This is a genomic window from Lysinibacillus louembei (genome assembly GCF_033880585.1).
Taxonomy (GTDB): Bacteria; Bacillota; Bacilli; order Bacillales_A; family Planococcaceae; genus Metasolibacillus; species Metasolibacillus louembei.
The window spans coordinates 2,194,982-2,219,570 of sequence record NZ_CP137624.1; the positions used below are offsets into that span (position 1 = coordinate 2,194,982).

General features: G+C 37.0%; 30 protein-coding genes. 23 read left to right on the forward strand and 7 right to left on the reverse strand.

Annotated elements, in window-relative coordinates:
* Positions 1-7: 7 nt before the first annotated feature.
* From R6U77_RS10800 to R6U77_RS10820, 5 genes are all read left to right on the forward strand, one after another.
* Positions 8-1,369: a bifunctional metallophosphatase/5'-nucleotidase gene (locus tag R6U77_RS10800; protein WP_319835671.1), complete on the forward strand. Its 1,362-nt coding sequence runs from the start codon at positions 8-10 to the stop codon at positions 1,367-1,369.
* Positions 1,370-1,512: 143 nt separating this feature from the next.
* Positions 1,513-2,613, forward strand: coding sequence for an HD-GYP domain-containing protein (locus R6U77_RS10805; RefSeq protein WP_319835672.1), 1,101 nt, complete (start codon positions 1,513-1,515; stop codon positions 2,611-2,613).
* A gap of 63 nt (positions 2,614-2,676) precedes the next feature.
* Positions 2,677-3,423: a sporulation protein YunB gene (gene yunB / locus R6U77_RS10810; RefSeq protein ID WP_293927837.1), complete on the forward strand. Its 747-nt coding sequence runs from the start codon at positions 2,677-2,679 to the stop codon at positions 3,421-3,423.
* Positions 3,424-3,544: 121 nt separating this feature from the next.
* Positions 3,545-4,468 carry a lipoyl synthase gene (lipA, locus tag R6U77_RS10815; RefSeq protein ID WP_319835673.1) on the forward strand — a complete coding sequence of 308 codons (924 nt, stop codon included), beginning with the start codon at positions 3,545-3,547 and terminating at the stop codon, positions 4,466-4,468.
* A gap of 30 nt (positions 4,469-4,498) precedes the next feature.
* The gene (locus R6U77_RS10820) at positions 4,499-4,816 is read left to right on the forward strand and encodes a YutD family protein (RefSeq protein WP_319835674.1); all 318 of its coding nucleotides are present in this window, start codon (positions 4,499-4,501) and stop codon (positions 4,814-4,816) included.
* A 108-nt stretch (positions 4,817-4,924) separates the two neighbouring features.
* Here R6U77_RS10820 and R6U77_RS10825 read toward each other — a convergent pair whose 3' ends face one another.
* Positions 4,925-5,191, reverse strand: a complete 267-nt coding sequence (locus R6U77_RS10825) for a DUF3055 domain-containing protein (RefSeq protein ID WP_293927844.1) — start codon at positions 5,189-5,191, stop codon at positions 4,925-4,927.
* Between the two features lie 90 nt (positions 5,192-5,281).
* On the opposite strand from R6U77_RS10825, the gene R6U77_RS10830 reads away from it, so the two are divergent.
* The 9 genes from R6U77_RS10830 (at position 5,282) to R6U77_RS10870 (ending at position 13,165) form a co-directional block, all read left to right on the forward strand.
* Positions 5,282-5,731, forward strand: coding sequence for a DUF86 domain-containing protein (locus R6U77_RS10830; protein ID WP_293927846.1), 450 nt, complete (start codon positions 5,282-5,284; stop codon positions 5,729-5,731).
* Positions 5,731-6,495, forward strand: coding sequence for a TIGR01457 family HAD-type hydrolase (locus R6U77_RS10835; protein WP_319835675.1), 765 nt, complete (start codon positions 5,731-5,733; stop codon positions 6,493-6,495). The genes R6U77_RS10830 and R6U77_RS10835 overlap by 1 nt, the downstream gene beginning before the upstream one ends.
* Before the next feature lie 476 nt (positions 6,496-6,971).
* A complete protein-coding gene (locus R6U77_RS10840; RefSeq protein ID WP_293927849.1) occupies positions 6,972-7,202 on the forward strand; it encodes a glutaredoxin family protein in 231 nt (76 codons plus the stop codon).
* Positions 7,199-7,570 carry a class Ib ribonucleoside-diphosphate reductase assembly flavoprotein NrdI gene (gene nrdI / locus R6U77_RS10845; RefSeq protein WP_319835676.1) on the forward strand — a complete coding sequence of 124 codons (372 nt, stop codon included), beginning with the start codon at positions 7,199-7,201 and terminating at the stop codon, positions 7,568-7,570. The genes R6U77_RS10840 and nrdI overlap by 4 nt, the downstream gene beginning before the upstream one ends.
* Positions 7,567-9,660, forward strand: coding sequence for a class 1b ribonucleoside-diphosphate reductase subunit alpha (gene nrdE, locus R6U77_RS10850; protein ID WP_319835677.1), 2,094 nt, complete (start codon positions 7,567-7,569; stop codon positions 9,658-9,660). The genes nrdI and nrdE overlap by 4 nt, the downstream gene beginning before the upstream one ends.
* Positions 9,648-10,628, forward strand: coding sequence for a class 1b ribonucleoside-diphosphate reductase subunit beta (gene nrdF / locus R6U77_RS10855; protein ID WP_319835678.1), 981 nt, complete (start codon positions 9,648-9,650; stop codon positions 10,626-10,628). Before nrdE ends, nrdF begins: the two co-directional genes overlap by 13 nt.
* A 116-nt stretch (positions 10,629-10,744) precedes the next feature.
* Positions 10,745-11,257, forward strand: coding sequence for a GNAT family N-acetyltransferase (locus tag R6U77_RS10860; protein WP_319835679.1), 513 nt, complete (start codon positions 10,745-10,747; stop codon positions 11,255-11,257).
* A 174-nt stretch (positions 11,258-11,431) separates the two neighbouring features.
* A complete protein-coding gene (locus R6U77_RS10865; protein WP_319835680.1) occupies positions 11,432-12,574 on the forward strand; it encodes a GGDEF domain-containing protein in 1,143 nt (380 codons plus the stop codon).
* A gap of 75 nt (positions 12,575-12,649) precedes the next feature.
* Positions 12,650-13,165: a pyrophosphohydrolase domain-containing protein gene (locus tag R6U77_RS10870; protein WP_293927863.1), complete on the forward strand. Its 516-nt coding sequence runs from the start codon at positions 12,650-12,652 to the stop codon at positions 13,163-13,165.
* A gap of 76 nt (positions 13,166-13,241) precedes the next feature.
* Here the strand turns inward: R6U77_RS10870 and R6U77_RS10875 are convergent, their stop codons facing one another.
* Positions 13,242-13,478, reverse strand: coding sequence for a YuzB family protein (locus tag R6U77_RS10875; protein WP_293927865.1), 237 nt, complete (start codon positions 13,476-13,478; stop codon positions 13,242-13,244).
* Positions 13,479-13,636: 158 nt separating this feature from the next.
* Between R6U77_RS10875 and R6U77_RS10880 the strand changes: the two genes are divergently transcribed.
* Positions 13,637-14,704 (forward strand): NAD(P)/FAD-dependent oxidoreductase, encoded by a 1,068-nt coding sequence (locus tag R6U77_RS10880; RefSeq protein WP_293927867.1) that lies wholly within the window; start codon positions 13,637-13,639, stop codon positions 14,702-14,704.
* An 89-nt stretch (positions 14,705-14,793) separates the two neighbouring features.
* Here the strand turns inward: R6U77_RS10880 and R6U77_RS10885 are convergent, their stop codons facing one another.
* A complete protein-coding gene (locus R6U77_RS10885) occupies positions 14,794-15,129 on the reverse strand; it encodes a YuzD family protein (RefSeq protein ID WP_319835681.1) in 336 nt (111 codons plus the stop codon).
* 84 nt (positions 15,130-15,213) lie between these two features.
* On the opposite strand from R6U77_RS10885, the gene R6U77_RS10890 reads away from it, so the two are divergent.
* The 4 genes from R6U77_RS10890 to R6U77_RS10905 all read left to right on the forward strand — a co-directional run bounded on the left by R6U77_RS10890 (position 15,214) and on the right by R6U77_RS10905 (position 18,496).
* A complete protein-coding gene (locus R6U77_RS10890) occupies positions 15,214-15,450 on the forward strand; it encodes a NifU family protein (RefSeq protein ID WP_066166526.1) in 237 nt (78 codons plus the stop codon).
* Between the two features lie 127 nt (positions 15,451-15,577).
* Positions 15,578-16,930, forward strand: a complete 1,353-nt coding sequence (locus tag R6U77_RS10895; RefSeq protein ID WP_319835682.1) for a sodium-dependent transporter — start codon at positions 15,578-15,580, stop codon at positions 16,928-16,930.
* 184 nt (positions 16,931-17,114) lie between these two features.
* Positions 17,115-17,291 carry a hypothetical protein gene (locus tag R6U77_RS10900; RefSeq protein WP_319835683.1) on the forward strand — a complete coding sequence of 59 codons (177 nt, stop codon included), beginning with the start codon at positions 17,115-17,117 and terminating at the stop codon, positions 17,289-17,291.
* Between the two features lie 233 nt (positions 17,292-17,524).
* Complete coding sequence (locus R6U77_RS10905; protein ID WP_319835684.1) at positions 17,525-18,496, forward strand: hypothetical protein; 972 nt, start codon at positions 17,525-17,527, stop codon at positions 18,494-18,496.
* A 269-nt stretch (positions 18,497-18,765) separates the two neighbouring features.
* Here R6U77_RS10905 and R6U77_RS10910 read toward each other — a convergent pair whose 3' ends face one another.
* Positions 18,766-19,452, reverse strand: coding sequence for a DUF2225 domain-containing protein (locus tag R6U77_RS10910; protein ID WP_319838369.1), 687 nt, complete (start codon positions 19,450-19,452; stop codon positions 18,766-18,768).
* Positions 19,453-19,603: 151 nt separating this feature from the next.
* Here R6U77_RS10910 and R6U77_RS10915 point away from each other — a divergent pair, with 151 nt between their 5' ends.
* Complete coding sequence (locus R6U77_RS10915; protein ID WP_406601037.1) at positions 19,604-19,975, forward strand: HesB/IscA family protein; 372 nt, start codon at positions 19,604-19,606, stop codon at positions 19,973-19,975.
* A gap of 49 nt (positions 19,976-20,024) precedes the next feature.
* Here the strand turns inward: R6U77_RS10915 and R6U77_RS10920 are convergent, their stop codons facing one another.
* The 3 genes from R6U77_RS10920 to R6U77_RS10930 all read right to left on the reverse strand — a co-directional run bounded on the left by R6U77_RS10920 (position 20,025) and on the right by R6U77_RS10930 (position 21,628).
* Positions 20,025-20,468, reverse strand: a complete 444-nt coding sequence (locus R6U77_RS10920) for a GNAT family N-acetyltransferase (protein WP_319835686.1) — start codon at positions 20,466-20,468, stop codon at positions 20,025-20,027.
* 15 nt (positions 20,469-20,483) lie between these two features.
* Positions 20,484-21,023 (reverse strand): histidine phosphatase family protein, encoded by a 540-nt coding sequence (locus R6U77_RS10925; RefSeq protein WP_319835687.1) that lies wholly within the window; start codon positions 21,021-21,023, stop codon positions 20,484-20,486.
* Between the two features lie 98 nt (positions 21,024-21,121).
* Positions 21,122-21,628, reverse strand: a complete 507-nt coding sequence (locus R6U77_RS10930; protein ID WP_319835688.1) for a P-loop NTPase family protein — start codon at positions 21,626-21,628, stop codon at positions 21,122-21,124.
* 152 nt (positions 21,629-21,780) lie between these two features.
* Between R6U77_RS10930 and R6U77_RS10935 the strand changes: the two genes are divergently transcribed.
* The 3 genes from R6U77_RS10935 to R6U77_RS10945 are packed head-to-tail and all read left to right on the forward strand — an operon-like array spanning position 21,781 to position 24,584.
* Positions 21,781-22,794: an ABC transporter substrate-binding protein gene (locus R6U77_RS10935; protein ID WP_319835689.1), complete on the forward strand. Its 1,014-nt coding sequence runs from the start codon at positions 21,781-21,783 to the stop codon at positions 22,792-22,794.
* Positions 22,795-22,815: 21 nt separating this feature from the next.
* On the forward strand, positions 22,816-23,805 hold the full coding sequence (locus tag R6U77_RS10940; RefSeq protein WP_319835690.1) for a FecCD family ABC transporter permease: 990 nt from the start codon (positions 22,816-22,818) through the stop codon (positions 23,803-23,805).
* Entirely contained in the window at positions 23,805-24,584 is a 780-nt protein-coding gene (locus R6U77_RS10945; RefSeq protein WP_319835691.1) for an ABC transporter ATP-binding protein, read from the forward strand. The genes R6U77_RS10940 and R6U77_RS10945 overlap by 1 nt, the downstream gene beginning before the upstream one ends.
* The last annotated feature ends 5 nt before the right edge of the window (positions 24,585-24,589 follow it).

The window sequence follows — 24,589 nt, forward strand, 5'->3', positions numbered from 1 at the left end:
GTGCATTGTGCAAGAGAAAATTCATTTTTTTCATACAAACGATTTACATAGTCATTTTGAATTTTGGATGCGTACGCAGAGCTATGTCCATGCACAACGCACACTATTAGCACAGCAAGGTGAGCCTAGCTTTTTACTAGACATTGGCGACCATATTGACCGCTCTCATATTTATACAGAGGCGTTAAAAGGGAAGGGCAATGTGCAAATGCTGAATGACGCCAATTATGATGTCGTGACAATCGGCAATAATGAGGGCATTACTTTTGCACATGAAGATTTGATGGACTTATATGAGCATGCTACATTTGAAGTGGTTGTCGCTAATTTACAGGCATCAGAAGGCCCCCAGCCTGCATGGTTAAAGCCATATACGATTTTAACGACGAAATACGGAACAAAGATTGGCGTTGTTGGTGCTACGGCACAATTTGAGGCATTTTATCGCTCATTAAAATGGCAGGTGACAGAGCCGCGTATTGCCATTATTCAAATTGTTGAGCAGCTAAAGACACAGGTAGATATTATTATTTGCTTATCTCATTTAGGAAAAACAGAGGATGAGCTACTTGCAGAGGAATGTCCTGAAATTGATGTCATTTTCGGCTCTCATACGCATCATTTATTTGAAACAGGCGAATATGTTGGCAACGTACTACTCACAGGCTGTGGCAAGTTTGGTCAATATATAGGACATTTAATAATAGAGTTTGACCATCAAACGAAACAATTGACGAGACAGGAAAAAGTCATTGAATGTGCATTGCTCCCTAGTCCAAAAGAAGAGCTACCGTTTTTACAAAATCTATTGAAAGAGGCGCAGCAAAAGCTCGATAAACCTGCTTTTACAACTGTGAAAACTTATCATAAAGAATGGTTTCATTACTCGCAGCTATCCGATTTGTTTGCAGAGGCAATTATTGATTATACAGCAGCAGACTGCGCTTTATTCAATGCAGGTATTTTTTTGGAGGATTTGCACAAAGGCAACGTATCAGCATATGACCTCCATCGCATTTTGCCACACCCTATTAATTTATGTACGTTAGAGCTAACGGGGACAGAGCTAAAGGAAATTTATATACAATCAATGAATGAAGAATGGCCACAGCTGCAATTCAAAGGGCTAGGCTTTAGAGGTATCGTATTCGGCAAGCTGCTAACCTATCATTTTAATTTAAATGCCCAGCGTGAGCTTATTATACATGGTGAGGTTGCAGACTTACAGCGCACGTATAAATTAGTTACGCTCGATTTATTTACATTCGGTTATTTTTTCCCAAGCTTTAAATATGCGAAAAAGCACTATCAGCTCCCTTTATTTTTGCGCGATATCATGCAGTGGTATGGACAAAACAAATTGAATTAAATGCAAGAGAAAAAGTGAAATATTCTGTCTATCATATAATGGTGAGACAGGATATTTTTTTTATTGTACATCTATCTTATTTGATTTATTACTTATATAATAAAAAATAATGTATATAGTAGAATCGGGGTTAAATGATAAATATGCGACTAATATCATTAAATGTTGTGAAGGAAGGCATGGTCGTTGGCAAGACGATATGGAATGAGGCAGGTCATCCACTCTTGCACCAAGGCGTTGTCATCAATCATAGAATAATTGAAAGATTACGGCAATTAAACATTCGATATATTTATATAGATGATTTAATATCTAACGGCATTCAAATAGAGGAAACGGTAAATCCAGTCGTACGCCATAGGGTAGTAACAGAAATTACTAAAACGTTTGAGACGGTTAAAACGTTAAAGGGCGCCCAAGCTTCATATATAATTGACCAACAATCGAAAGCGATTAGTGGTATAGTCGAAGGGCTTTTAGATACGATTTTAAATAGTCATGAATTTTTAACGATTTTATCTGACGCATATTTATATGATCAATACTTATACCAACACTCTTTCCAAGTCACACTCTATTCAATTGCGATTGCAAAGGAACTAGGATACTCCTATGAGGAGCTACGTTTAATTGGCATTGGTGCAATATTGCACGACATTGGCAAACTATTAATACCGACAGAAATTTTAAATAAATCAGGAGCACTAACTGAAGAGGAATACAATGAAATGAAGCTGCACACTCGCTATGGCTTTGATTTATTACGCAATTTACATTCCATCTCCCTATTAGTGGCGCATTGTGCATTTCAACATCATGAACGCTTGGATGGCAGTGGTTATCCTAGAGGATTAGTGGAATTTGAAATTCATCCATTTGCTAAAATCATCGGTGTGGCGGATGTTTTTGATGCGGTAACGTCGAATCGTGTTTATCGAGATAAACTACTACCTTCAGAAGGGGTAGCCATTCTAGAACAAGGGGCAGGTACATTGTATGATACAAATGTTGTCGAAGCATTGAAAAAATGTGTTGTCCATTATCCGAACGGCACAGTGCTTACCTTGTCTAATAATCGCCGCGGCATTGTTTCACGACAAAATGAGTTACATCCTGCAACGCCATATGTAAGGATTTTTGAGGAAAACGGTGAAATGCTTGTTGCTACATATGAAATCAATTTAGCAATTGAATCAGCTAAAATCATTGAAAAAGTCGACACGGAATTTATTCCTTCCGAATAGTTATCCCTTCTTGCTCATACGAATAGAGCAAGGGGGATTTTTCTGTTTTTACAACGAAGAAAAATGCGTTTTAGAAAGTATAAAAAAAGAGGAAATTTAGCTTTTTTCGTTATTTTAACACTAATCATTGTAGTTATTTTATTTTTATACTGGTTGAATGCTCGTCTAATGCCCACCTATTTACAATATGCAGAGGTGCAAACAAACAAAGTGGCCTCATTTGTTGTCAATAAAGCGATTAATGCGCGCACATCGAGTGTGTTAGACGTCAATGATATTATTGAAAATTTGCCATCGGGCTCAAGTGAAATGATTACGACAAAGTTTAACACTGAAATCATTAACCGTGTGCGTGCAGAAACACAGGCTTTAGTAAAGGAATATTTACAGCAGGCGGAAAATGGCGACCTAACACATTTGCCAAACTTAGAAAATGTCGAATACGATGTTGGAAAAATGGAGGCGGGCGATGGCATTGTATTTTTTGTGCCGCTTGGTCAGGCAGCCAACCTTCCTTTGTTAGGAAACTTAGGACCAAAAATACCGATACGCTTTCACATTATTGGCAATGTGCATAGTGATGTACAATCTACAATTCGAGAATTTGGTATTAATAACGCTTATGTAGAAGTAAATATTCATTTAGAGGTAAATGTTCAAATTATTGTCCCATTTGCAAGCAAATCGTCCACTGTAGAGCAATATATCCCAGTTGCCATCGGGTTAGTGCAAGGCTCTGTCCCGCATATTTACACAAATGGGGGAGAAGGTGTACAGCCATCATTAGAGGTGCCAGTGCCTTATGATTAAAGGAAAAACTAGAGGCTTTATAAGCATCCGCTCCTGCTGAATCGAGATAAAGAGTTGTTGTGGCGCATGGAATATGGTACATTGACTACAAGTACTATAGTTTTGATAGGGGCGAATTTGAATGACATCTTGTAAACCTACAACAAAAGAAGAGCATTTACGTAAACCGGAATGGTTAAAAATAAAATTAAACACAAATGATCAATACAAAGGCTTAAAAAAATTAATGCGTGAAAATAACTTGCATACAGTTTGTGAGGAAGCGCGTTGTCCAAATATTCATGAATGCTGGGGCGAACGCCGTACAGCAACGATGATGATTTTAGGGTCTGTCTGTACGCGTGCATGTCGTTTCTGCGCAGTAAAAACAGGCTTACCGACTGAGCTTGATTTAGCGGAGCCAGAGCGTGTGGCAGATTCTGTGAAAATCATGGATTTAAAGCATGTTGTTATTACAATGGTAGCGCGTGATGATTTGAAAGACGGTGGCGCAGAAGTGTTAGCGGAAACAATTCGTGCGATTCGTCGCAAAAGTCCAGCAACATCTGTTGAAGTATTGCCATCTGATTTAGGTGGTATTGAGGAAAACTTACAAATGGTTATGGATGCGAAGCCAGATATTTTAAACCATAATATCGAAACGGTTCGCCGTTTAACACCAAGAGTGCGTGCACGTGCAAAATATGATCGCTCATTAGAATTTTTACGTCGCTCTAAGGAAATGCAGCCTGAGATTCCAACGAAATCTTCTTTAATGATTGGTCTTGGCGAAACATGGGATGAAATTTTAGAGGTAATGGATGATTTACGCGCAAACAATGTAGATATTATGACAATTGGTCAATACTTACAGCCAACGAAAAAGCATTTAGCTGTGAAGAAATATTATTCGCCACTTGAATTTGGCAAGCTGCGTAAAATTGCGATGGAAAAAGGCTTTAGTCATTGTGAGGCAGGCCCATTAGTGCGCAGTAGCTATCATGCGGATGAGCAAGTAAATGCAGCAACAAAAGAACGTCAAGAACAGGCAAACGTAAACGCCTAAGGCATGTGCAAATAGATAGGTGGGTTTTCAATGATTGTTGCGGAAGGTTATATGTATGAGATAATCGAAAATGTGCGAGAAGGCTTTAATGAAGAAGTATTTTTGGAGCGCTTTTCCGACATTTTAACAAAATACGATTACATCGTAGGTGATTGGGGCTATGGTCAGCTTCGTTTAAAAGGATTTTTTGATGATAAAAATCATAAATCGACATTCGACACGAAAATTAGCACATTTGAAGATTATTTATTTGAATACTGTAATTTTGGCTGTGCTTATTTTATCGTTCAAAAAACAGGGCGAGCACCACAGCAAGAGGCGATGGAAGAAGTTGTAGAGGAATTATAAAAAAGGGCTGTAGGAATTTTCCTACAGCCCCTTTTTGTGTGCGAATTCATGCCTCTTACGTGCGAAATGTCTTCATTAACGTGCGAATCATGACTTTCGAACGAAGTTTTAGCTCAGCAACTCTGTTAAATAAGCGCGTAAATCTACTGTTTCTTCCTCGCTACGGTTGTACACATGCTCTAAATAGCCTGGCTCCTCGACATCGTCTGGACCAATAATAGCAAAGCGACCAAATTGAATATCTAAAACAAGCACTTTACCAAAAAAGCGGCCGCTTTGTAAGATAGCTAAATCATAGCGCTGCGTTTTTCCTGCGAAGCTAACGAAGCGTGTTTTTGTATCTTCTACATCATCATATAAGAAAAATCTTTCCATTTGTATTTCTATCTCCTTCCGTATCTCTAGAATATGTTACTATAGATAAGAAAACACTATCAACTTTTTAGGTACTAGGAGGCGTTTGGAATGTATTTCGTGGATCGAAATAAAATTTCATTAAACTTACAACATTTAGACACATTGCTCGCTATTTTTGAAGGGCAAGAAAATTGGCTGGAAAGCGATGTGACAAAGCTAGCACTTGAGCGTATCGGTCATAATGTAATGGAGTCGATGATGGATGTCGGCAATTTAATGATTGATGGCTTTATTATGCGCGATCCAGGTAGCTATGAAGACATTATTGATATTTTAGTAGATGAAAAAGTTATTACAGCAGAGATGGATGCTCCTTTAAAGGCTGTTGTTGGCTTGCGTAAAATGCTTGTACGCGAGTTTATTCAAGTGGATGATGAAGAAGTCGTAAAAGTGTTAACAGGCTCTCTACACGCTTTAAAACAGTTCTCAGACAAAGTGCAAAGTTATTTAACAAATGAGCTTGGTCCTGTATCAGCATTTTTACCAGAGGAGCAATGATGAAACGTTATAAAGCTTATTGTTTTGATTTAGATGGTACGGTCTATCGTGGCGATGAAGGGATTGCGAGTGCTATTGCCTTTATCCAAAAATTGCAGCAAGAAGGTATTGAACCGTTTTACATTACAAATAATGCAACGAAAACGCCTGAGCAAGTGCAGCAAAAGCTAGCTGCTTTAGGTATTGCGGCTCCTTTACAGCATATTTATACGAGCGCACTTGTCACGGCGACATATGTTGAGCAGCATTTTCGACAAATGAAGGTGCAGGTAATTGGCTCAGATGGCATTCGTGTTGCTTTAGCAGAAAAAGGCATACATATAACGAATGATGAGGATGCGAGTGCCGTTGTCATGGGATTGGATCGTGAAATCAATTATGCGAAGCTTGCAAGCGCATGTTTAGCGATTCAAAACGGAGCAAAATTAATCGGAACAAATGGTGATATGAAGTTTCCAACAGAACAAGGCTTTGTTCCTGCCAATGGCTCCTTCGTTCACCTTGTAGCAACAGTTACAGAAACTGAGCCCCTATTTATAGGCAAGCCCTCTCCAATTATGCTAGAGGCAATTGCACAGGCGCATCATTATAGTAAAAACGAAATGGTGATGATTGGCGATAATTATCAAACTGATATTTTATGCGGTATTCGCTTCGGCTGTGATACGATTCACGTAAATACAGGCGTGACATCTACAGCCCAAGTACAAGTGCAGCAGGAGCAGCCAACATGCTGTCTTTCTTCAATGGCTGAGTGGGCATAGATTAGTAGATAAAAAGCTATATTAAAATTATTTTAATATAGCTTTTTATTATTTGTTAAAATTTGATGACAAACAAATTGAATGCAATAGGTATTTATGCGGATTTTCAAAAAGGAATATATGTTTTCATGAAAATTAAAAAAATGCAAGAGTTGTTTTTTTAAAATCGGGTATGTTACAATAAATGCAGTTCAAAATAAACACTATATATAGTGTGGTGGTGTTTTGATTTGCACTACATATAGAAAATATAGCGAGAATAGCCATATGAAGGGCTTTTCCTCATGTTTTGGCAGGTACCGATGTATATTTTTTGTTTAGATATAAATGCATTTGACCAGATAAGGATGATTAAAATTTGAAATTTAGTTTTCAAACTATAAGAATTGTTCGTAATTAATTATGCTAATAAATGAAGAATGACGCATTTTGTTGGTACATGCTTTATAAAAAATTAATGGGAAGAGGTTATTATAATGATTTTGTATACAAAAACAGTTTGTCCAAAATGCATGTTTGTTAAATCGGAGCTAAATGAAGCTGGTTTAGAAGGCCGCTATGAAACGGTAAATATTGACGTAGATGCAGAAGCAAAAGAAAAAATCGTCAATGCAGGCTTTTTAACTGTGCCCATTTTAGAAATCGATGGTCAGCTAATCCATGATTTTTCACAAATTAACGAAGAGATTAGCAAGCTAGTTGGATGATTGTCTTTGCAAGTCGAACAGGCAATGTGCGCTTTATTATTAATCAGCTCCAATTACCAAACATCGAGATAGCAAAGGGGCTCAAAGTAACTGAGCCCTATTTATTATTTACTTATACGGATGGGCTTGGAACGGTGCCACAAATAGTAGAGGAGTTTTTGCAAGACAATGCTGCTTATTGTAAAGGTGTTATTGCAAGTGGTAACTCCAATTTTGGACACCATGTTTTTTGTGGCTCTGCTGATAAAATAAGTGCTGCTTATCAAATCCCAATTGTTCGCAAAATAGAGCTTCGCGGGTTTGCGCACGACTATGAAGTGATTCGAGAATATTATCAAACAGTAATTAAAGGTGGGGAAACGACTTGAAAGAGTATTTAAAGCTCAACAATGATTTATTGAATAGTTACAGCTCTACAGGTATTTTAGATTTAGATAAAGATAAAGAGGCAACACGTAAATACTTTCTGGAAAATGTAAATGTGAAAATGCGCTACTATATCGATTTAGAGGAAAAGCTCGAATATTTAGTCGATGAAGGGTATTATGAAAAAGATTTTTTAGAAATGTATCCATTCGAATTTATAAAAAAATTATTTAAAATCGCTTATTCCTATAAGTTCCGCTTCCCATCCTTTATGAGTGCTAGCAAATTTTATGAAAGCTACGCAATGAAGAGCCGTGACGGTCAGGAAATATTAGAAAAATATGAGGACCGCATTACAATTATTTCTTTATATTTAGCACAAGGTGATCAAGACCTTGCAGAGCGTGCTGTGCGCAGCATTATGGAGGCGTATCAGCCAGCGACACCAACAGCATTAAACAGCGGTAAAAAGGCGCGTGGTGAACTTGTTAGCTGCTTTAAATTATCAGTTGATGATACGATGAACTCCATTGCAGAAAATATCGGCTACTGTTTAGAGCTTTCGCGCTTAGGAGGCGGTGTCGGCACGCTGTTAACCGATTTACGTCCATTAGGCGATCCAATTAAAGGGATTTTAAATCGTGCGAGTGGTGTGATGCCTGTTGCCAAGCTATTAGAAAACTCCTTCTCTTATTCCAACCAACTAGGCCAACGCAATGGCTCTGGTGTTGTTTATTTAAATATTTTCCATGGTGATATCGAGGAATTTATTTCATCGAAAAAGCCAAATGCAGATGAAAAAATTCGCTTAGCGACATTATCAACAGGCGTTATTATTCCATCCATTTTCTTTGAGTTAATGAAGCGCGATAAAGATATTATTTTATTTAGTCCATACGATATTTATCGTGAATATGGCAAGCGTATGTCAGAAATTAGCATGACGGAAATGTATTATGAATTGCTAGACAATCCAAATATCCGAAAACTCAAGCGCGTCAATGCACGCAAGCTTTATACAGAAATTAAGAAAACGCAATTCGAATCGGGCTACCCATTCGAAGTGTTCGATGATAACGTCAATGACAACCATGCATTAAAAGGCATCGGTCGCGTGAAAATGTCGAATTTGTGTACTGAAATTTTACAAGTACAAACAACGAGCGAAATTACGGATATGGATCAGCCAAACAACTATGGCTTAGATGTATCGTGTAATTTAGGCTCTATCGACATTCACCGTGCAACGAAAAGCGAGCACTTTGGTGAGCTGATTACGACGAGTATGCAGCTATTAACGAACGTATCATTAATGACGAATATTACGAATGTGCCATCTGTAGCGAAAGCTAATAAATTAATGCATTCGGTAGGTCTTGGTGTAATGAACTTGCATGGACATTTAGTGCAATCTAACATTTTATACGGCTCACCAGAATCGATTGAATTCGTTGACTACTTTATGGAGGCAATGAACTTCTATTCGCTACAGGCATCAATGCAAATTGCAAAGGAAAAAGGTGAGACATTCTATCGCTATGAAGATAGCGAGTATGCGAATGGTCATTATTTTGATTCGTACGTAGCGAAAGAGGAGAAAGAGCCATCACCAACTGTAAAAGAAGCATTAGGCAATGTGCCGGTTATTACAGCTGCAATGTGGCAGGAGCTAAAGGAGCAAGTGATGGAGCATGGCGTATTTAATGCCTATCGCTTAGCGGTTGCACCAACAGGAAGCATTTCCTATATCCGCAGCAGTACTGCTTCACTTGCACCATGTACAGAGCGTGTGGAAATTCGTGACTATGCAGATAGCCGTACAATTTACCCAATGCCATTTTTAAACAATGACAACAGACATTTATATGTGGAAGCATATGAAGTAGACCCATACCGCTTAATCGATTTATATGTAGCTGCACAAAAGCATGTCGACCAAGGCATTTCAATGACATTGTACGTAACGGACCGCTGGACGACAGAGCAATTGGCGAAAGTGTATATTTATGCTTGGATGAAGGGCATTAAAACAATTTACTATGTGCGCCAACGACTACAAACTTTAGAGGAGTGTGTATCATGCTCGATTTAAAACAATATGAGGCGGTTAACTGGAACAAGCCGACAAGTGATTTAGCAAAAGTATTTTGGGACCAGCAATGGAAGCAGATGTGGCAGCCAGAGGAAATTGCAGTATCAAAGGACATTAAGCAATGGAAAGATTTTGAGCACCAAGATACGTACAAAAAAGTATTTGGCGGCTTAACGTTATTAGATACAGTGCAAACAAATATTGGAATGAATGAAATTGCAAAATATAACAATGACCTGCAAGAAAAAGCAGTGTTAACTGTTTTCGGCTCATTTGAAGCAATTCATGCCAAGTCTTATTCATATATTTTCACAACGCTATGTAATAATGATGAGATCGATGCCGTTTTCGAATGGGTAAAGAAAAATGAATTTTTACAATATAAAGCAAACCGTATTAGTGAAGTCTATTTAGCAATTCAAGAAAATGATGATGAATCATTGTGGAAAGCGATGTTCGCCTCTGTTATGCTGGAAAGCTTTTTATTCTATTCAGGCTTCTTCTATCCACTTTATTTAGGTGGGCAAGGTACTTTACGCAATAGTGCAGAGGTGATTTCACTTATCTTACGTGACGAATCCATTCACGGTGTAGCTATTGGCTTCTTTGCACAAAATATTTTTAGAAAGTTCTCGCCAGAAAAGCAAGATGAATTAAAAGTATGGGGCTATGAGCTATTATTAGACTTATATCAAAATGAAATGAAATATACGGAAGATATTTACGCTGAAACAGGGCTATCGCCTGAGGTGAAGGCATATGTGCGCTTTAATGCGAATAAAGCATTAATGAACCTAGGCTTAGACACAATGTTCCCAGAAGAGGAAGTCAACCCAATCGTTATGAACGGTATTCGCAATGAAGGCTCGACATACGATTTCTTCTCTCAAAAAGGCTCAACATATGCACTTGCAAAAGTCCAGCCGATTACAGATGATACATTTAACTTTGATTTTTTAGAAAAATAACAACATGTAGGGTAGCAAGGAAGTAAAAAAACTTCTTGCTACCCTTTTAACGTTGTATAGTTAAAAGGGCTATTAATAAAGTAACATATAGCATTTACTAATGGAGGCGAGAGTAGATGATAACAATTGTCGTTTTAAACGAAGCTGATGCGAAGATGTATCGAGAAATACGGTTAAACGCATTAAAAATAAATCCAGAGGCATTTGGTTCAACCTATGAAAGAGAAGCAGCATTTCCGATAGCAACTTTTGAGGAACGCTTAAAGTCAACAGAAAATCAATTTGTTTTAGGTGCATTAAAGGATGATGGTTCACTAATTGGCATTGTCGCCTTCAAGCGTGAGGAGAGCCTCAAAATGAATCATAAGGGTAATGTTTTTGCTATGTATGTAGCACCTGAACATCGGGGACAAGGTGTTGGGAAATTGCTAATGCTGGAATTGATTAGTAAAGCAAAAAACTGTGATGGCTTGGAGCAAATTAATTTGACTGTTGTGTCTGATAATGATTCAACGAAGCAATTGTATACATCCTTAGGCTTTGAAACCTATGGTGTGGAACGTAATGCATTAAAATTCAATGAACAGTATTTTGATGAAGATTTGATGGTTTTAAATACAATTATTTGAAAAATAATATGATTACTAATAAAGTAACGCTATCCATAACAAGTTTTTGACTGCTTTTTTTCTTTTTAATAAAAGCTTATTGCATTTACATATAACCCTTCTATACTTTAAATTGAAGAATCTTTAATTTAAAGGAAATCCTATTAATAGGGGATATTTGTAAGGGGTGTATAAATGGGCGATTTTTCTGTAAGCTCTAATAAACAGTTTTTTAATTATTTAACTGAAAATAATATAACAAGAGTAAAGTATGCCGCAAAAATTGCTATCATCATAGAGCTTATTTTACTGGGGCGCAATATTTATTATTATGGTATTTCGTTCCATTATTATGTAAGGCTTTATTTAGCGATGTTATTTATATCCATCTTCATTTTAATTATATTGCGAAGCGTGCAGCGTATTCAACTAGAGGATAAAAAATACCGCATAGCGCATAGGATGATGTTTGCATACTATTTATTTACTTTGTTATGGGGTGTAACAGTCACACTCATTGACCAATTATCTTATGGACATGTAACGGTTTATTTAACCAATTTAGTATTAGCTGCCACCTTATTTATTGGCAATAAAAGAACTTTTTTTGCCCTACATATTATTCCTGTTATCGTCTTATTAACAGGCTTTATATTGATTGTACAAACAAAAGTATTAATTGGACATATCCTTAATATTTCCTTCTTTTGGACTTTTATTATTATTGGCGCACAGTCTATGTATAAGCAAACCGAAAAAAACTATAAACAAAGGCTGTTATTAAATGAACAAAATGAAGAATTAATTGCAATGAATCAAACTTTAGAGTTTTATGCCAACCGTGATCCGCTCACAAGGCTGGCGAACCGCTATTATTTGGAGCGCCATATGAATAAAGTGTTAACGGAAAAATGGCAGATGGCTATTTTTATTTTTGATATAGATTCCTTTAAAATGTATAACGACTTTTATGGACATCCACAAGGGGATAAAGTGCTGCAAGCTGTCGGAGAAACGTTGACCCATTTTGTAGAAGAAAAAGGCTTATTCGCTTGTCGCTATGGTGGCGAGGAGTTTTTAGTTGTAGGCTTAAATATGTCAGAGCAGGATGCGGCGATGATTGCTGAAGAAATTCGTTTAGCAATTGAAGCACTGCAAATACCACATGAAAGGTCAGCGGCCGCTCCGTATGTCACAATAAGCCTTGGCTATGTCGTGCAAGAGGTTGAAAGCTTAGAGCAGTTTGAAAAATACATTGATTTGGCAGACCAAGCACTTTATACAGCGAAAAAAGCAGGACGTAATCAAACGGCATTTTTAAGTAAATTGCTTTCTTAAAAAATGGATATGGTTTCTCTTTCAACTTAGTTCGTGTATGATTAAAACTATATTGAAAGAGGAGTAGAAGTTTTTATGAAACAGTTTGCAAACAAATTACAAAACCATGTACGTGACTTCCATGTCGCATTTAGTCACCCCGCACCTGAGCAGCTTGTGCCGATGGAACGCGAGCGAGCAATTAATCGTAGCGTTTGGACAGCGGAGGAGGCAATTGAGTTTATTGCCGCTTCTTGTACGACGAAAGAACAATTCGAAGCAAGCTTTGAAGTATTTTTAGCAGGTATTCACAAAGCATATGAAAAATCATTAAATGGTGAATTCCCACAAACAGCTGAAGAAAAAGTAATTGCACAGGCAGATGCTTTAGCGGATCAGCTATACTTTTCATTCGGTTCAGCAGTGGAGATTGGTGTTGATATCGAGCCGGTCTTTGATATTGTGCAAGGTGCAAATATGTCAAAGCTTTTTACAGATGAAAATGGCAATAAATATGCGAAATGTCGCGAGGATGGCAAAATTATTAAATCACCAGATTTTTATAGCCCTGAGCCATTTATTAAAGAAGAAGTATTAAAACAGATGAAATAGAAAAAATAGCTGTAGGGAAGAGCGGATGCTTTCTCTACAGCTATTTTATTACGCAATTACGCTACAGCGTAATTAATCACCAAAGAGGATTTTCCTCAATGTAGTCATATATTTTTTTCGTTAGCTCACTCGGAGAGTCAGCTTCTACGATATCTCCATTAACAAGTGCATAAAAGGATTCGGAACATTTTGTGCAGAAGCTCAAGCAACCGTATTCTAGCACATCAATATTTGGATCTTTTTCAAGTGCTTCATATGTTTCCTGTGCACCGTTTGCCAAATTGCTAATACAAAATTCAACCATTGGATTCACAACATGTCACCTCACAATTGTATGCTACTTTTTTTTAGCGATTTCGTCAAACATCCTATTTTGTGAAATGTTTCACAAAAGATATTGTGAAATATATCACAATGAGCTATACTCGTATTGGATAAATAAATCGTATAAGTAAAAAAGGAGATTTTCATATGAAAAAACTAGTGCTATTAGGTGGCGGCTATGGCAATATGCGTATATTGCTGCGTCTACTACCGAATAATTTACCAGAAGATACAGAAATTATTTTAATTGACCGCACATCATTCCATAGCTTAAAAACAGAATTTTATGCGCTTGCTGCAGGTACTTCAACGGATAAAGAAATTCGTGTAGCCTTTCCAGAGCACCCACGCTTAAAAACAGTTTTTGGTGAAGTAATTCGCATTGACTGTGAAGAGAAAACAGTTTTCCTAGAGGGTGGTCAAGAGGTACAGTACGATGATTTAGTAATCGGTCTGGGCTGTGAGGATAAATATCATGGTGTACCAGGAGCTAAAGAAAATACATTTAGCATCCAAACAATTGCAAAATCACGTATTACGTTTGAAAAGCTTTGTAGCTTACCACCTGATTCAACTGTTGCCATCGTTGGTGCAGGCTTATCAGGTATTGAAATGGCAAGTGAGCTACGTGAAAGCCGTGCAGATTTAAAAATTAAATTATTTGATCGCTCGTCACGAATTTTACGCGATTTCCCTGAAAAGCTAAGCAATTACGTGAAGTCATGGTTTATTAAACATGATGTAGAAGTAATTGCAGAGTCTAATATTACAAAGGTTGAGGAAAATAAAATTTATAATCATGACCAAGTAATTGATGTAGATGCTGTTGTTTGGACAGCAGGTGTACAGCCTGTGAAAATTGTACGCGATATGGAAGTTGAGAAAGATAAATTTGGACGCCCAATTGTTACAAAATACTTCACATTACCAAATGATGAGCATGTGTTTGTCGTAGGGGACTGTGCTTCCTCAGATTTACCACCGACAGCACAGCTTGCGGAGGAGCAAGGCGAGCGTATCGTCAAAGTATTGCGTCACCGTTGGAATAACGAGCCACTACCAGAAACAATGCCAGAAATTAAATTAAAAGGCTTTATGGGCGCGTTAGGAAAGAAACAGGGCTTTGTACATTTAGCAGATACAACAGTAACAGGACGTATCGCACGCTTAATGAAATCAGGCTTATTGTGGATGTATAAGCGCCAAAACAATTAGGATTGGTAGAAATTGTGAAATTCGCCCGTAAGATTGCCAAATCACTGAATTAAAAGAGGAACGTGTCTGAAAAGGCACGTTCCATTGGATTAGGCTTTTTCTTCAGGGATATAGCCTAGTTTTTCAAGGGCGGCGTAGACAGGCTTGATTTGAATATAGCCTTCACCGATGACTTCATCATTAATTAAAACGAGTGGGTAGAAAAATTCATCATCTTGAATGCGGTTGGCATAATCAAGATCTCGATCGTCATTTAGGTCTCCTTCAATATCAACGTAGCGAATTGTAAAAGGCTGATTTGGATATTTGCGATCGATGGCAGCTTGTAGCCATTCATATGTGTCCTTAGAAGACGGGGCATTGACACAGCTTGCACAAACAATGTCTGCTCCGTATATTTCGATTACTGCTTTAGATGTTGTCATATAAATTCCGACCTTTCGTAATACAATATTGGCTTTTTTCTCTTGTTCACATTATAATGATTTTAATGAAAGGAGTCGAGAAAAATGACAGAATTAGAACAACGCGAACAAGTACAAGAAGTTTTAGATAAATTACGTCCGTTTTTACTACGTGACGGTGGAGATTGCGAATTAGTAGATGTAGAAGAAGGTATTGTGAAATTACGATTACTAGGCGCATGCGGTAGCTGCCCAAGCTCTACAATTACATTAAAAGCTGGTATTGAACGCGCATTATTAGAAGAAGTACCAGGCATTGTCGAAGTAGAGCAAGTATTCTAATATAACTTATATGAAAAGTGGAATTGGAAGCAAGCTGTTTCCGAATTCCGCTTTTTTTATGTTCATTTCATGTATAATGAATAGGTGTGTTTTTTAATATAGTTTTTTACGATGAAGGAGTTTATTTATGGGTCAACAGCAAGAACAATGGACATCAAGATTAGGTTTTATTTTAGCAACAGCTGGCTCCGCTATTGGATTAGGCGCGATTTGGAAGTTTCCTTATATAGCTGGAATTTCTGGTGGGGGTGCATTTTTTCTCATCTTTTTAATTTTTACATTATTTATGGGTCTGCCAATTTTACTTGCAGAGTTTGTTATTGGACGAGGCTCACAAAAGGATGCCGTTTCAGCATATTTAACATTTGCCCCTAATTCGAAATGGCATTTTGTCGGGATACTTGGCATGGTTACATGCTTTATTTTATTATCCTTTTACAGTGTTGTTGGTGGCTGGATTATTCTTTACATGGTTCAAGCTGTTATTGGGAATTTATCGGGGCTTTCAGAAAGCGCCTATGCACCGCTATTTAATGATTTTATCGCCAATCCGATATATGCGATCCTATTCCAATTTATTTTTATGGCGATTACCATTTATGTTGTAGCAAAAGGTGTTCAGCAGGGGATTGAGCGCGCAGGTAAAATTATGATGCCAGCTTTATTTATTTCCTTTCTTATTTTAATTATCCGCTCTTTAACATTGGATGGCGTTGGGGAAGGGCTGCACTTTTTCTTATATCCTGATTTTTCAAATATGAGCTCTAAGACAATTTTATTTGCATTAGGACAGTCCTTTTTCGCTATTAGTGTCGGGGTGTCTGTTATGGTCACATACAGCTCCTATTTATCGAAAAATGAAGATTTGCCTAAATCAGCATTGATGATTGTTATGATGAATTTATTTATTTCGCTTTTAGCAGGGCTAGCGATTTTTCCAGCAGTATTTTCATTTGGCTTTGAGCCGACTGAAGGCCCTGGGCTATTATTTGTTGTGTTACCTGCTGTGTTCAATCAAATGCCATTTGGAGTATTTTTCTTATTTATCTTTTTAATTTTGTTCTTGTTTGCGACATTGACATCTGCTTTTTCAATGCTAGAAATCATCGTAGCAGCTGTCACGAAGCAAGATCGTACAAAGCGTAAAAGGACAACATGGATTACGGGAATCCTAATCTTTATCGTTGGTATTCCTTCTGCCTTATCTTATGGGGTGTTAAGCGATTTTACGATTTTCGATAAAACGATTTTTGATGCTGCCGATTATCTTGTATCCAATATTTTAATGCCGTTAGGTGCGTTATTAATCGCCTTATTCGCAGGCTTTAAAATTCCACGCAAAGTGTTACTAGAAGAAATTAGCGATGGGGCAAGCTATGCCAAAAAAATATTTGCTATATGGTTAATTGCTATTAAATATATAGCACCAATTGCGATTATTATTGTCTTTTTAGATGCGATTGGCATATTGAAGTTTTAAGTAAAGTAGCTGTAGGGAGAGCGTTCCCCTACAGCTATTTTTATGAAGTTTATTTGTGTGACATATTTGAAGCATATCATGATAAGTATAGAGAACACCTCATATCTTATTTTCAAAGTGTTAATTTAGTTATGTTTCAGTATCGTTTTTTTAGACACTGGTCATAGGAGGATTTAACTGTTAATTGATAAATAAAAAAATATATATATCAATAAAAATAAATATTGTACAAATTGATGGTATTATATATACTATTTTCTTTTTAGATGATAGAAGATTTAGCTTATTTTTAAATATTAAATATAAAAAAAATGTGATGATGCATAAAATTCCAAACAAAGTCATTGGAAAAAATAATTGATAAAATATTTTTTGAGTAAATGTTATATCACCTGGAAAGTTAGAAGCAGCATAACTACGGCTCATATTAATATAAAGATGGCTTCCGTATATCCAAATATAAGTAATCAAAGTGCATATTAATAATTCGATAGAAATAATAAAAAACATATTTTCCGCTCCTTTTTTAGATATTATACCAGATAATCTATTTTTTATGTTATAATTACAAAAAAAGTTAAAGTAGGGATATGAATGAAAAAAATTATTTTGTTGGTTGGCGTATTTTTATTTACTTTGTCACTTGATCCAAATGCTATATCAGCTTCTAATGATTTATTTGTTGATGAAGATTACATTTTGAGAGATCCTGTTACAAACAAATATTCAAGTGATTGGTCACATTTAGATACTCCTGAAAATCTTCAATTACAACAAGATGTTCGAGAATATTTTTTACAAACAAATAGCATAGGGGTTCAAAGTGAAAGTAAATCACTGGATTTAGAAGATTTGAATAAAAGAATTGACGATTTTTTAAGCTTAATAGATCCCGAAATTGCTGCTTATAATTCGCAAGCATCAAATTTAATTATTCCTATGAGTTCCTATGGGTTACCAGGGATTGATCAAACATTGGTAAAAATTTACGAAGGAAGACTTCACCTTGCTATAGGTAATTTGACTCCTTCTAATATAGCTACAGCTATACAAAATTCTAATGCCGCTAGAGACCATGGGATTAGATATGCTGAAAATAATAATTTTTATCATAATGGTAGATTAATAACATGGGAAAATGCAGCAGATGCATTAAGACATTTTGCTTGGAACTATATGAACAGTAATGATTTTGGAGTTGCTAAAGCAAAAACTGCTGGTGATATACATGAACTTGCATTAATAGCTTTAAAATATGTGAATAACGATGTAAATGCTGCTCAATTGTGTAAATTTAATATGAGTTGTATGGAGGCTGCGGCAATACAAAAAACAATAAATAATTCTAACTTAGCTAAAACTAATATAACTGCATTCAATAATATCTTTGACAATGCCAGTGTTATGGATTTAATAAATAATGCAAAAGGACGTCAAGCGTATTCACAAGGGCATGCTACTTACTCTGTTCCGTTCAATAGAATGCTTGCTAGTGGTGAGTTAATTAAAGCGCTAAGCAGTGTAAATAGTACAATCAGAAATAATGCTTGGGTTGAATATAAATAAAATTGAAGGGTAGCTTAATGCTACTCTTTTTGTAAGTATATTGACATTATAATTACAAATGAATAGATTTTGCATGAATAAGCATACATGAGTTTTAGAATTTTCTCTCATTATGATAAACGCATGGTAGATGAGGTAAGGAGTTGATTGAAATAGGTAAATGCCTAAATTTATTGTTATTTAATATATCTATATTTTAATCTTTAATACAAAAAATGTATTTTTAACAGTGTAAATAGCTGTAGGGAGACATTCTCCCTACAGCTATGTTATTGCTTTGCTCGTTCTTCACGAATAATTTCCCATTGCTCCTTCGCCATATCAACAAGCCTTGCTTCGCCACCTACACGTTGGCTTTCAATAACTTTAGAGAAGAAGCGTGTCGCCATTTCAGTCTCACCAATGCGACGAGATAGCTCAGCAATCATATACATAATTCGCACACCTGACATTTGTGTATTGGCGTAATCCTCAGTAGAATAGGATTCCATATATTGGTCACGAGCTATGTGTAAAAAGCGCTCTTCCTGTTCTTTATTGTTCAAGGAGCGGTAAAGCCAAGCGAGGCGGAGTGTCAGTCCAGCAATTGTGACAAAGCGTTCTTTTTTGATTGTAGCGCTAAGCCAAGCAAGCTTATATGCTTGGATTGCTTGGAATACTGTACGCTCACCTTGAAATGAATGGTGCACCCATTTGCGTGAAATTTGCTCATTAATTTGCTCGCTCACACCAGGGGCAAAATATTTCGAAAAATCCTCTGTAAATGAAAAGCCACAATGCTCACAAACAAAGACATTGTAGTAAAGTGCATTGACATGATTGTCCTCATAAATAGGCTGAAAGTCTGACTCTGTTGACTTTACTTTAATGGATTTCGTTCGAATTTTAAACGTAGGAAAGCTTTTTTTGCAGTGCAAACAATCTATTTTTTTTTCGTAAAAAGGTGAGATTTCCATCAAATATTCACGCCCCTCATTTATATACATAGTATTATTATAACACTTTTATTTAAGAAAAAAGTATGGAATGCGTCAAAATAAAGGCAGTTTTGTTGGCAAGGATAAAGCGAACTTGATATGATAGAAAGCAAGAAGGAAGGTGACTGTGATGAGTACAAAGCAAGTAATTGAATTAACGGAAGCGGCAGCGTTTCAAGTAAAGGAAATGATGGCGCATAATGAAGAGGAAGGCTCCTATTTACGCGTCGCGGTTAAAGGTGGCGGTTGTAGCGGTCTTTCATATGGAATGGCCTTTGATACAGAAAGAAATGACGACGATTTTTTAGATGAGCAATATGGCTTACAAATTATCGTCTCAAAAGAAGATGCAGGTATTCTACAAGGAACAAAAATCGATTTCAAGCAATCGCTCATGGGCGGCGGCTTTACCATCGATAATCCTAACGCCCTTGCATCATGTGGCTGTGGCACAAGCTTTAAAGCAGCGACACGTGAAGGTACGCCTGAGGTTTGTGATTAACGGATATGGAGTCTTTTAGGTTTGTATCATACAAACCTAAAAGGCTTTTTTAAATAAGTGCTTTGACCATTGTGTAATAGCTGCTACCAGGTGGGTAATCTTTAATTTCACCAACCACTTGATAGCCTTTTGTTTCATAAAAAGCACGGGCTTGGAATTCAAATGTAGTTAATAGCACTTTCGTTGCACCCATCTCCTTTGCTATGTTTTCACATTGGGAAAGAAGATTGCCTCCTAGGCCTTTTCCCCTGTAGTCTTCATGAAACCAAAAATGATTGATTTCTAACCAATTCCAATAAATCTCTGCATATAAGCCACCAATCCAATTTCCGTTGTCATCTGATACGATGATGTTGACTGGCTGTATAGCTTTCTTTTGTCTTATTTCTTTATGATATATAGAGTGTTCATTGTTAAATTCTCGAATTTTTCCTTGTAAAAAGGCTGCAAAGCTTTCGTTCTGTTGCAATAAAATTTCTATGTGATGATCCATTTTTGCTCCTCTAATTTATTTCCATATTCGTGTGTAAGTAACTCCATTATTTATATTTTCTAATAGGAAAATATCTGGGTTACTAAGTTTTTGCCATTCAACAAAGCCAAATTTTTCATTATAATGCTTCAACAGTAATGACAATAGGTTTCCATGTGTGACAATAACGATATGATTGTTTGAGCTTTGAAAAGCTTCCTCAACAACTGCGATAATGCGTGTCATTGCTTCATAGCTCGATTCGCCACCTTCAAATTTTAGTTCCATGTCTTGAGATGTTCGTTGCAATTTTTCAAACCAATCTGGCAAGTTTTGAGTGCTAAGCACACGTTCGCTTAATCGGTTGTCCTGTGCTATGGCAAGATGTGAGCTTTGTGCAAATGGTTGAATGGATTCTAACGCACGTTTATATGGACTTGTAATAATATAATCTATTGTTAAATCAGCAAAAAAGTTGCTTAGCTCTAAGGCTTGCTTATAGCCTTGTTCTGTTAGGGATGCATCAATATGCTGCCCCTCTGCTTCACAATGTCTCACCAGATATATTTTTTTCAAAGTATCGCATATATCCTTAATTTTGAATTTATAGAAAATTATAATTGGGAGAATTATAACATAATAGGACAACAAATTTTAGCGAAAGGCACAAAAAATCATTGCTGTATAAATCTTCTCAAATCCCGTTCTGATTTTACTATTACCACTTTACTATGAAACGGCTGTAACTGCTCTTGAATTTTCCACTGACCTGTTTTTTCATAAAATTTATTCCATTTGTACATATTGCGCAGCATTTTGAGTGTTGGCTTGTAATTTGATTTTTCTAGACCAAACGCTTGCTTAACAAAGCGCTTATTAATTCGCCATAGCCTTGTCAAATAGGAGGGCTGTAAGTGAACAATATAGTCGGCTTGCTCGAAAAGGGGGGCTACCCAATGCTGGGAGTGTGCTCCTTCTGTAATCCATTCGCTTTGCTGAAGTATTTGTTGGATTATTTGAGCAATGGCTTCATCCGTGCGGCGGATATCGCCAGTAGGATGACGTTCCCACACAATATTATCTAGTTCAATATAATTTATTTGATATTGGCTTGCTAACAGCTTTGCGAAAGTCGATTTACCACTTCCTACACCGCCGATAATATGAATTTTTTTCTTCAACTTAGCTCATTCCTTTATTGATTTGCGTACAGCCATTGTAGCATACAGGGGAAGGGGAGAAAGCTAATTTTCCACAATAGGTGTTGACAATCATTATTTTTAAAATATAATTGATAATGATTTTCATTATTAATTAAGTGGAGGGTTTTCAGTTGAAAAAGTTATTAGCTGTATTTATATGTGCGATGCTTTTATTAGTGGCATGCGCGGAAAAAAAGGAAGAGCAACAAGTAGAAAAAGAAGATGCTACAGTAGATGAACAAGAGCAAGCAACAAATGAAACAGAGTCAGAGGAACAAGCAGAAGACGAAGGACTAACATTAGAAAATGATGGGATAGATGAGGCGAAATTCCAAGAATTATTAGCGGCTCTTCCAGCAGAGAAGCCAGAGCGCATCGTTGTGACATCTGTTCCGTTAACAGAAATGTTGTATTTATTGGATGTGGAGCCAGTTGGGGTACCTACTTCAACAAATCCAATTCCAGAGGCATTCCAGCATATCGCACAAATCGGTTCACCGATGACGCCAGATTTAGAGGCGATTACAAATTTAGAAACAGATTTATTAATTGGCGCAAAATCATTGCAGTCATCGCTTGATAAAAGCTTGGAAGGTCTTAATTTAACAACAGCCTACTTACCAACAGATTCATTTGAGGATTTAAAATTAAGCTTTAAGGTGCTAGGTACATATTTAGGGAAGGAAGAAAAAATGAATGAAGTGCTAAGCTCGATTCTTGATAAAGAAAATGAATTAACGAAGCTAGCAGAAGGAAAAGAGTTACCACGTGTTTTATTAATGATTGGTACATCAGATTCATTTATGGTGATGAGTGAAAATTCATATTTAGGAAGCTTAGTGAAACGTTTAGGTGCAGAAAATATTGCAACAACGGATTTAAAAGTAGATTCGACATACTCAGCGGTTAATTTAGAGGATGTGATTGTTTCTGATCCAGATATTATTTTAGTATTAGCTTCAGGAGATCATGGGGCTAGCGAGGAAATGTTCAAGGAAGAAGTAGCCAAAAATGACGCTTGGACAAAGCTATCCGCTTATAAAAATGACCAAATTCATATTTTAGATTACAGCACATTCGGTGTGACATCCATTATGAATGTAGAAAATGCATTGACAAAAGTAGCAGATTATTTTGTGAAATAAGCAAAGGGGTTTGAGGCAATTATGGTAAGTACAGCTAAAAGTCGTGCTATCATTATCATTACATTTTGCTGCTTACTACTTTTTGCCGTAATCGCAATCGGTTTAGGTAGCGTACGTATAGCAGTGCCAGATATATTAACGACATTATTCACAGCAGCAGGTGAAACAAAATTTCAAACGATTATTTTTGATATTCGCTTACCGCGTGTACTCCTTGCTTTAATTATTGGGGCCAATATCGCCATTTCAGGTGCGTTATTGCAGGCTGTGATGGGCAATCCATTGGCAGACCCAGGTTTAACAGGTGTAACGGCAGGGGCAGCAGCCTTTGTACTAGTCATTATGCTCGTTTATCCAGAGTATACATACTTAGTGCCAATTGCAGCTTTTGTTGGGGGCATCATTGCAGCCTTTATCGTTTATGCATTAGCATGGCGTCGCACTGGTATTACACCTATTACCATCATCTTGTCAGGTGTAGCGGTAAATGCATTATGTGGGGGCATAGTTGGGTTTCTTTCTATCATATATAGCGACCGATTGCCATCAGCAGTGCAATGGTTAAATGGTAGCTTGGCGGCGAAGGGAAATAACTCTTTGCTGATGATTTATCCGTATACATTGGTTGGCTGGATTTTATCTATCTTTGCCATTCGTAAAGCCAATATTATTCGTTTAGGTGACCAAGTGGCAACGAATTTAGGTGAGAATGTCACACGTATCCGTATTGCGTTATCTTTGCTTGCTGTTTTTTTAACGGCTATTTCTGTAGCGGCTATTGGAATGATTGGCTTTATTGGATTGATTGTGCCACATATGGCGCGCTTACTTGTTGGCTCAGATTATAAATATATGATGCCAATGAGCATGATTTTAGGGGCGCTTGTACTGTTATTAGCAGATACGGGTGGACGAACATTGTTTGCACCGCTAGATATTCCTGCTGGTATTTTAATGGCGGTTATTGGTGGACCCTATTTCTTATATTTAATGCGTAGGAGGGCATTTTAATGCTAGTAGTTGATCATGTCTGTATTCGTTATGAACAAAAGCAAGTGATCAAGGACTTTTCCTTTGAAGTAGCAAACGGAGAGATTGTCTCTATTATCGGTCCAAACGGCTCAGGGAAATCGACATTATTAAAATCAATTGCACGCATGCACCCTTATGATAAAGGTCAGATTACATTAAATAAGACGAATATGAAATCGATGAACTCGAAGGAAATTGCCAAAAGGCTTTGTATGCTAAGTCAGCGCAATCAAGCGCCAAACGATATTACGGTGGAAAATTTAGTGAGCTATGGTCGTTATCCGCATAAAAAGTGGTTTGAACGTTTAAATGATGATGATATGCAAATCGTGCACTGGGCTTTAGAAAAAACGCATTTATTACATTATAAGGACCGCCCTATTTCAGCTTTATCAGGTGGTGAATCACAGCGTGCTTGGATTGCGATGGCTTTAGCGCAACGGCCACAAATTTTATTGCTTGATGAACCAACGACATACTTAGATATTTCGCATCAGCATGAAGTATTGCAGCTTGTGCGTGAGCTGAATGAAGAAATGGGTATGACGGTTGTGATGGTATTGCACGATTTGAATCAAGCAGCTGCCTACAGTGATAAAATTGTCGTCATACAAGAAGGTAGCTGTAAATGCATTGGCAATCCAAAAGAAGTGATGACAACAGGCATGATTCGTGAGGTCTACAGGATGGAATCAGAGGTAGAGTATGTTGCTTGGGATCAAGCGCCGCGCATCCATTTAGTAAGTGCGGTCAAATAGGAGGA

What these genes read in the sequence shown, in the direction of transcription:
- R6U77_RS10825 (WP_293927844.1), bottom strand. Translation starts at nt 5,191, where the DNA reads ATGGAAAGATTTTTCTTATATGATGATGTAGAAGATACAAAAACACGC.
- R6U77_RS10920 (WP_319835686.1), bottom strand. Translation starts at nt 20,468, where the DNA reads ATGGATCATCACATAGAAATTTTATTGCAACAGAACGAAAGCTTTGCA.
- R6U77_RS10905 (WP_319835684.1), top strand. Translation starts at nt 17,525, where the DNA reads ATGAAAAAAATTATTTTGTTGGTTGGCGTATTTTTATTTACTTTGTCA.
- R6U77_RS10945 (WP_319835691.1), top strand. Translation starts at nt 23,805, where the DNA reads ATGCTAGTAGTTGATCATGTCTGTATTCGTTATGAACAAAAGCAAGTG.
- R6U77_RS10865 (WP_319835680.1), top strand. Translation starts at nt 11,432, where the DNA reads ATGGGCGATTTTTCTGTAAGCTCTAATAAACAGTTTTTTAATTATTTA.
- R6U77_RS10820 (WP_319835674.1), top strand. Translation starts at nt 4,499, where the DNA reads ATGATTGTTGCGGAAGGTTATATGTATGAGATAATCGAAAATGTGCGA.
- R6U77_RS10885 (WP_319835681.1), bottom strand. Translation starts at nt 15,129, where the DNA reads ATGACAACATCTAAAGCAGTAATCGAAATATACGGAGCAGACATTGTT.
- R6U77_RS10940 (WP_319835690.1), top strand. Translation starts at nt 22,816, where the DNA reads ATGGTAAGTACAGCTAAAAGTCGTGCTATCATTATCATTACATTTTGC.
- R6U77_RS10915 (WP_406601037.1), top strand. Translation starts at nt 19,604, where the DNA reads ATGAGTACAAAGCAAGTAATTGAATTAACGGAAGCGGCAGCGTTTCAA.
- lipA (WP_319835673.1), top strand. Translation starts at nt 3,545, where the DNA reads ATGACATCTTGTAAACCTACAACAAAAGAAGAGCATTTACGTAAACCG.
- yunB (WP_293927837.1), top strand. Translation starts at nt 2,677, where the DNA reads ATGCGTTTTAGAAAGTATAAAAAAAGAGGAAATTTAGCTTTTTTCGTT.
- R6U77_RS10840 (WP_293927849.1), top strand. Translation starts at nt 6,972, where the DNA reads ATGATTTTGTATACAAAAACAGTTTGTCCAAAATGCATGTTTGTTAAA.
- R6U77_RS10830 (WP_293927846.1), top strand. Translation starts at nt 5,282, where the DNA reads ATGTATTTCGTGGATCGAAATAAAATTTCATTAAACTTACAACATTTA.
- R6U77_RS10895 (WP_319835682.1), top strand. Translation starts at nt 15,578, where the DNA reads ATGGGTCAACAGCAAGAACAATGGACATCAAGATTAGGTTTTATTTTA.
- R6U77_RS10880 (WP_293927867.1), top strand. Translation starts at nt 13,637, where the DNA reads ATGAAAAAACTAGTGCTATTAGGTGGCGGCTATGGCAATATGCGTATA.
- R6U77_RS10910 (WP_319838369.1), bottom strand. Translation starts at nt 19,452, where the DNA reads ATGGAAATCTCACCTTTTTACGAAAAAAAAATAGATTGTTTGCACTGC.
- nrdF (WP_319835678.1), top strand. Translation starts at nt 9,648, where the DNA reads ATGCTCGATTTAAAACAATATGAGGCGGTTAACTGGAACAAGCCGACA.
- nrdI (WP_319835676.1), top strand. Translation starts at nt 7,199, where the DNA reads ATGATTGTCTTTGCAAGTCGAACAGGCAATGTGCGCTTTATTATTAAT.
- R6U77_RS10870 (WP_293927863.1), top strand. Translation starts at nt 12,650, where the DNA reads ATGAAACAGTTTGCAAACAAATTACAAAACCATGTACGTGACTTCCAT.
- R6U77_RS10835 (WP_319835675.1), top strand. Translation starts at nt 5,731, where the DNA reads ATGAAACGTTATAAAGCTTATTGTTTTGATTTAGATGGTACGGTCTAT.
- R6U77_RS10860 (WP_319835679.1), top strand. Translation starts at nt 10,745, where the DNA reads ATGATAACAATTGTCGTTTTAAACGAAGCTGATGCGAAGATGTATCGA.
- R6U77_RS10805 (WP_319835672.1), top strand. Translation starts at nt 1,513, where the DNA reads ATGCGACTAATATCATTAAATGTTGTGAAGGAAGGCATGGTCGTTGGC.
- R6U77_RS10890 (WP_066166526.1), top strand. Translation starts at nt 15,214, where the DNA reads ATGACAGAATTAGAACAACGCGAACAAGTACAAGAAGTTTTAGATAAA.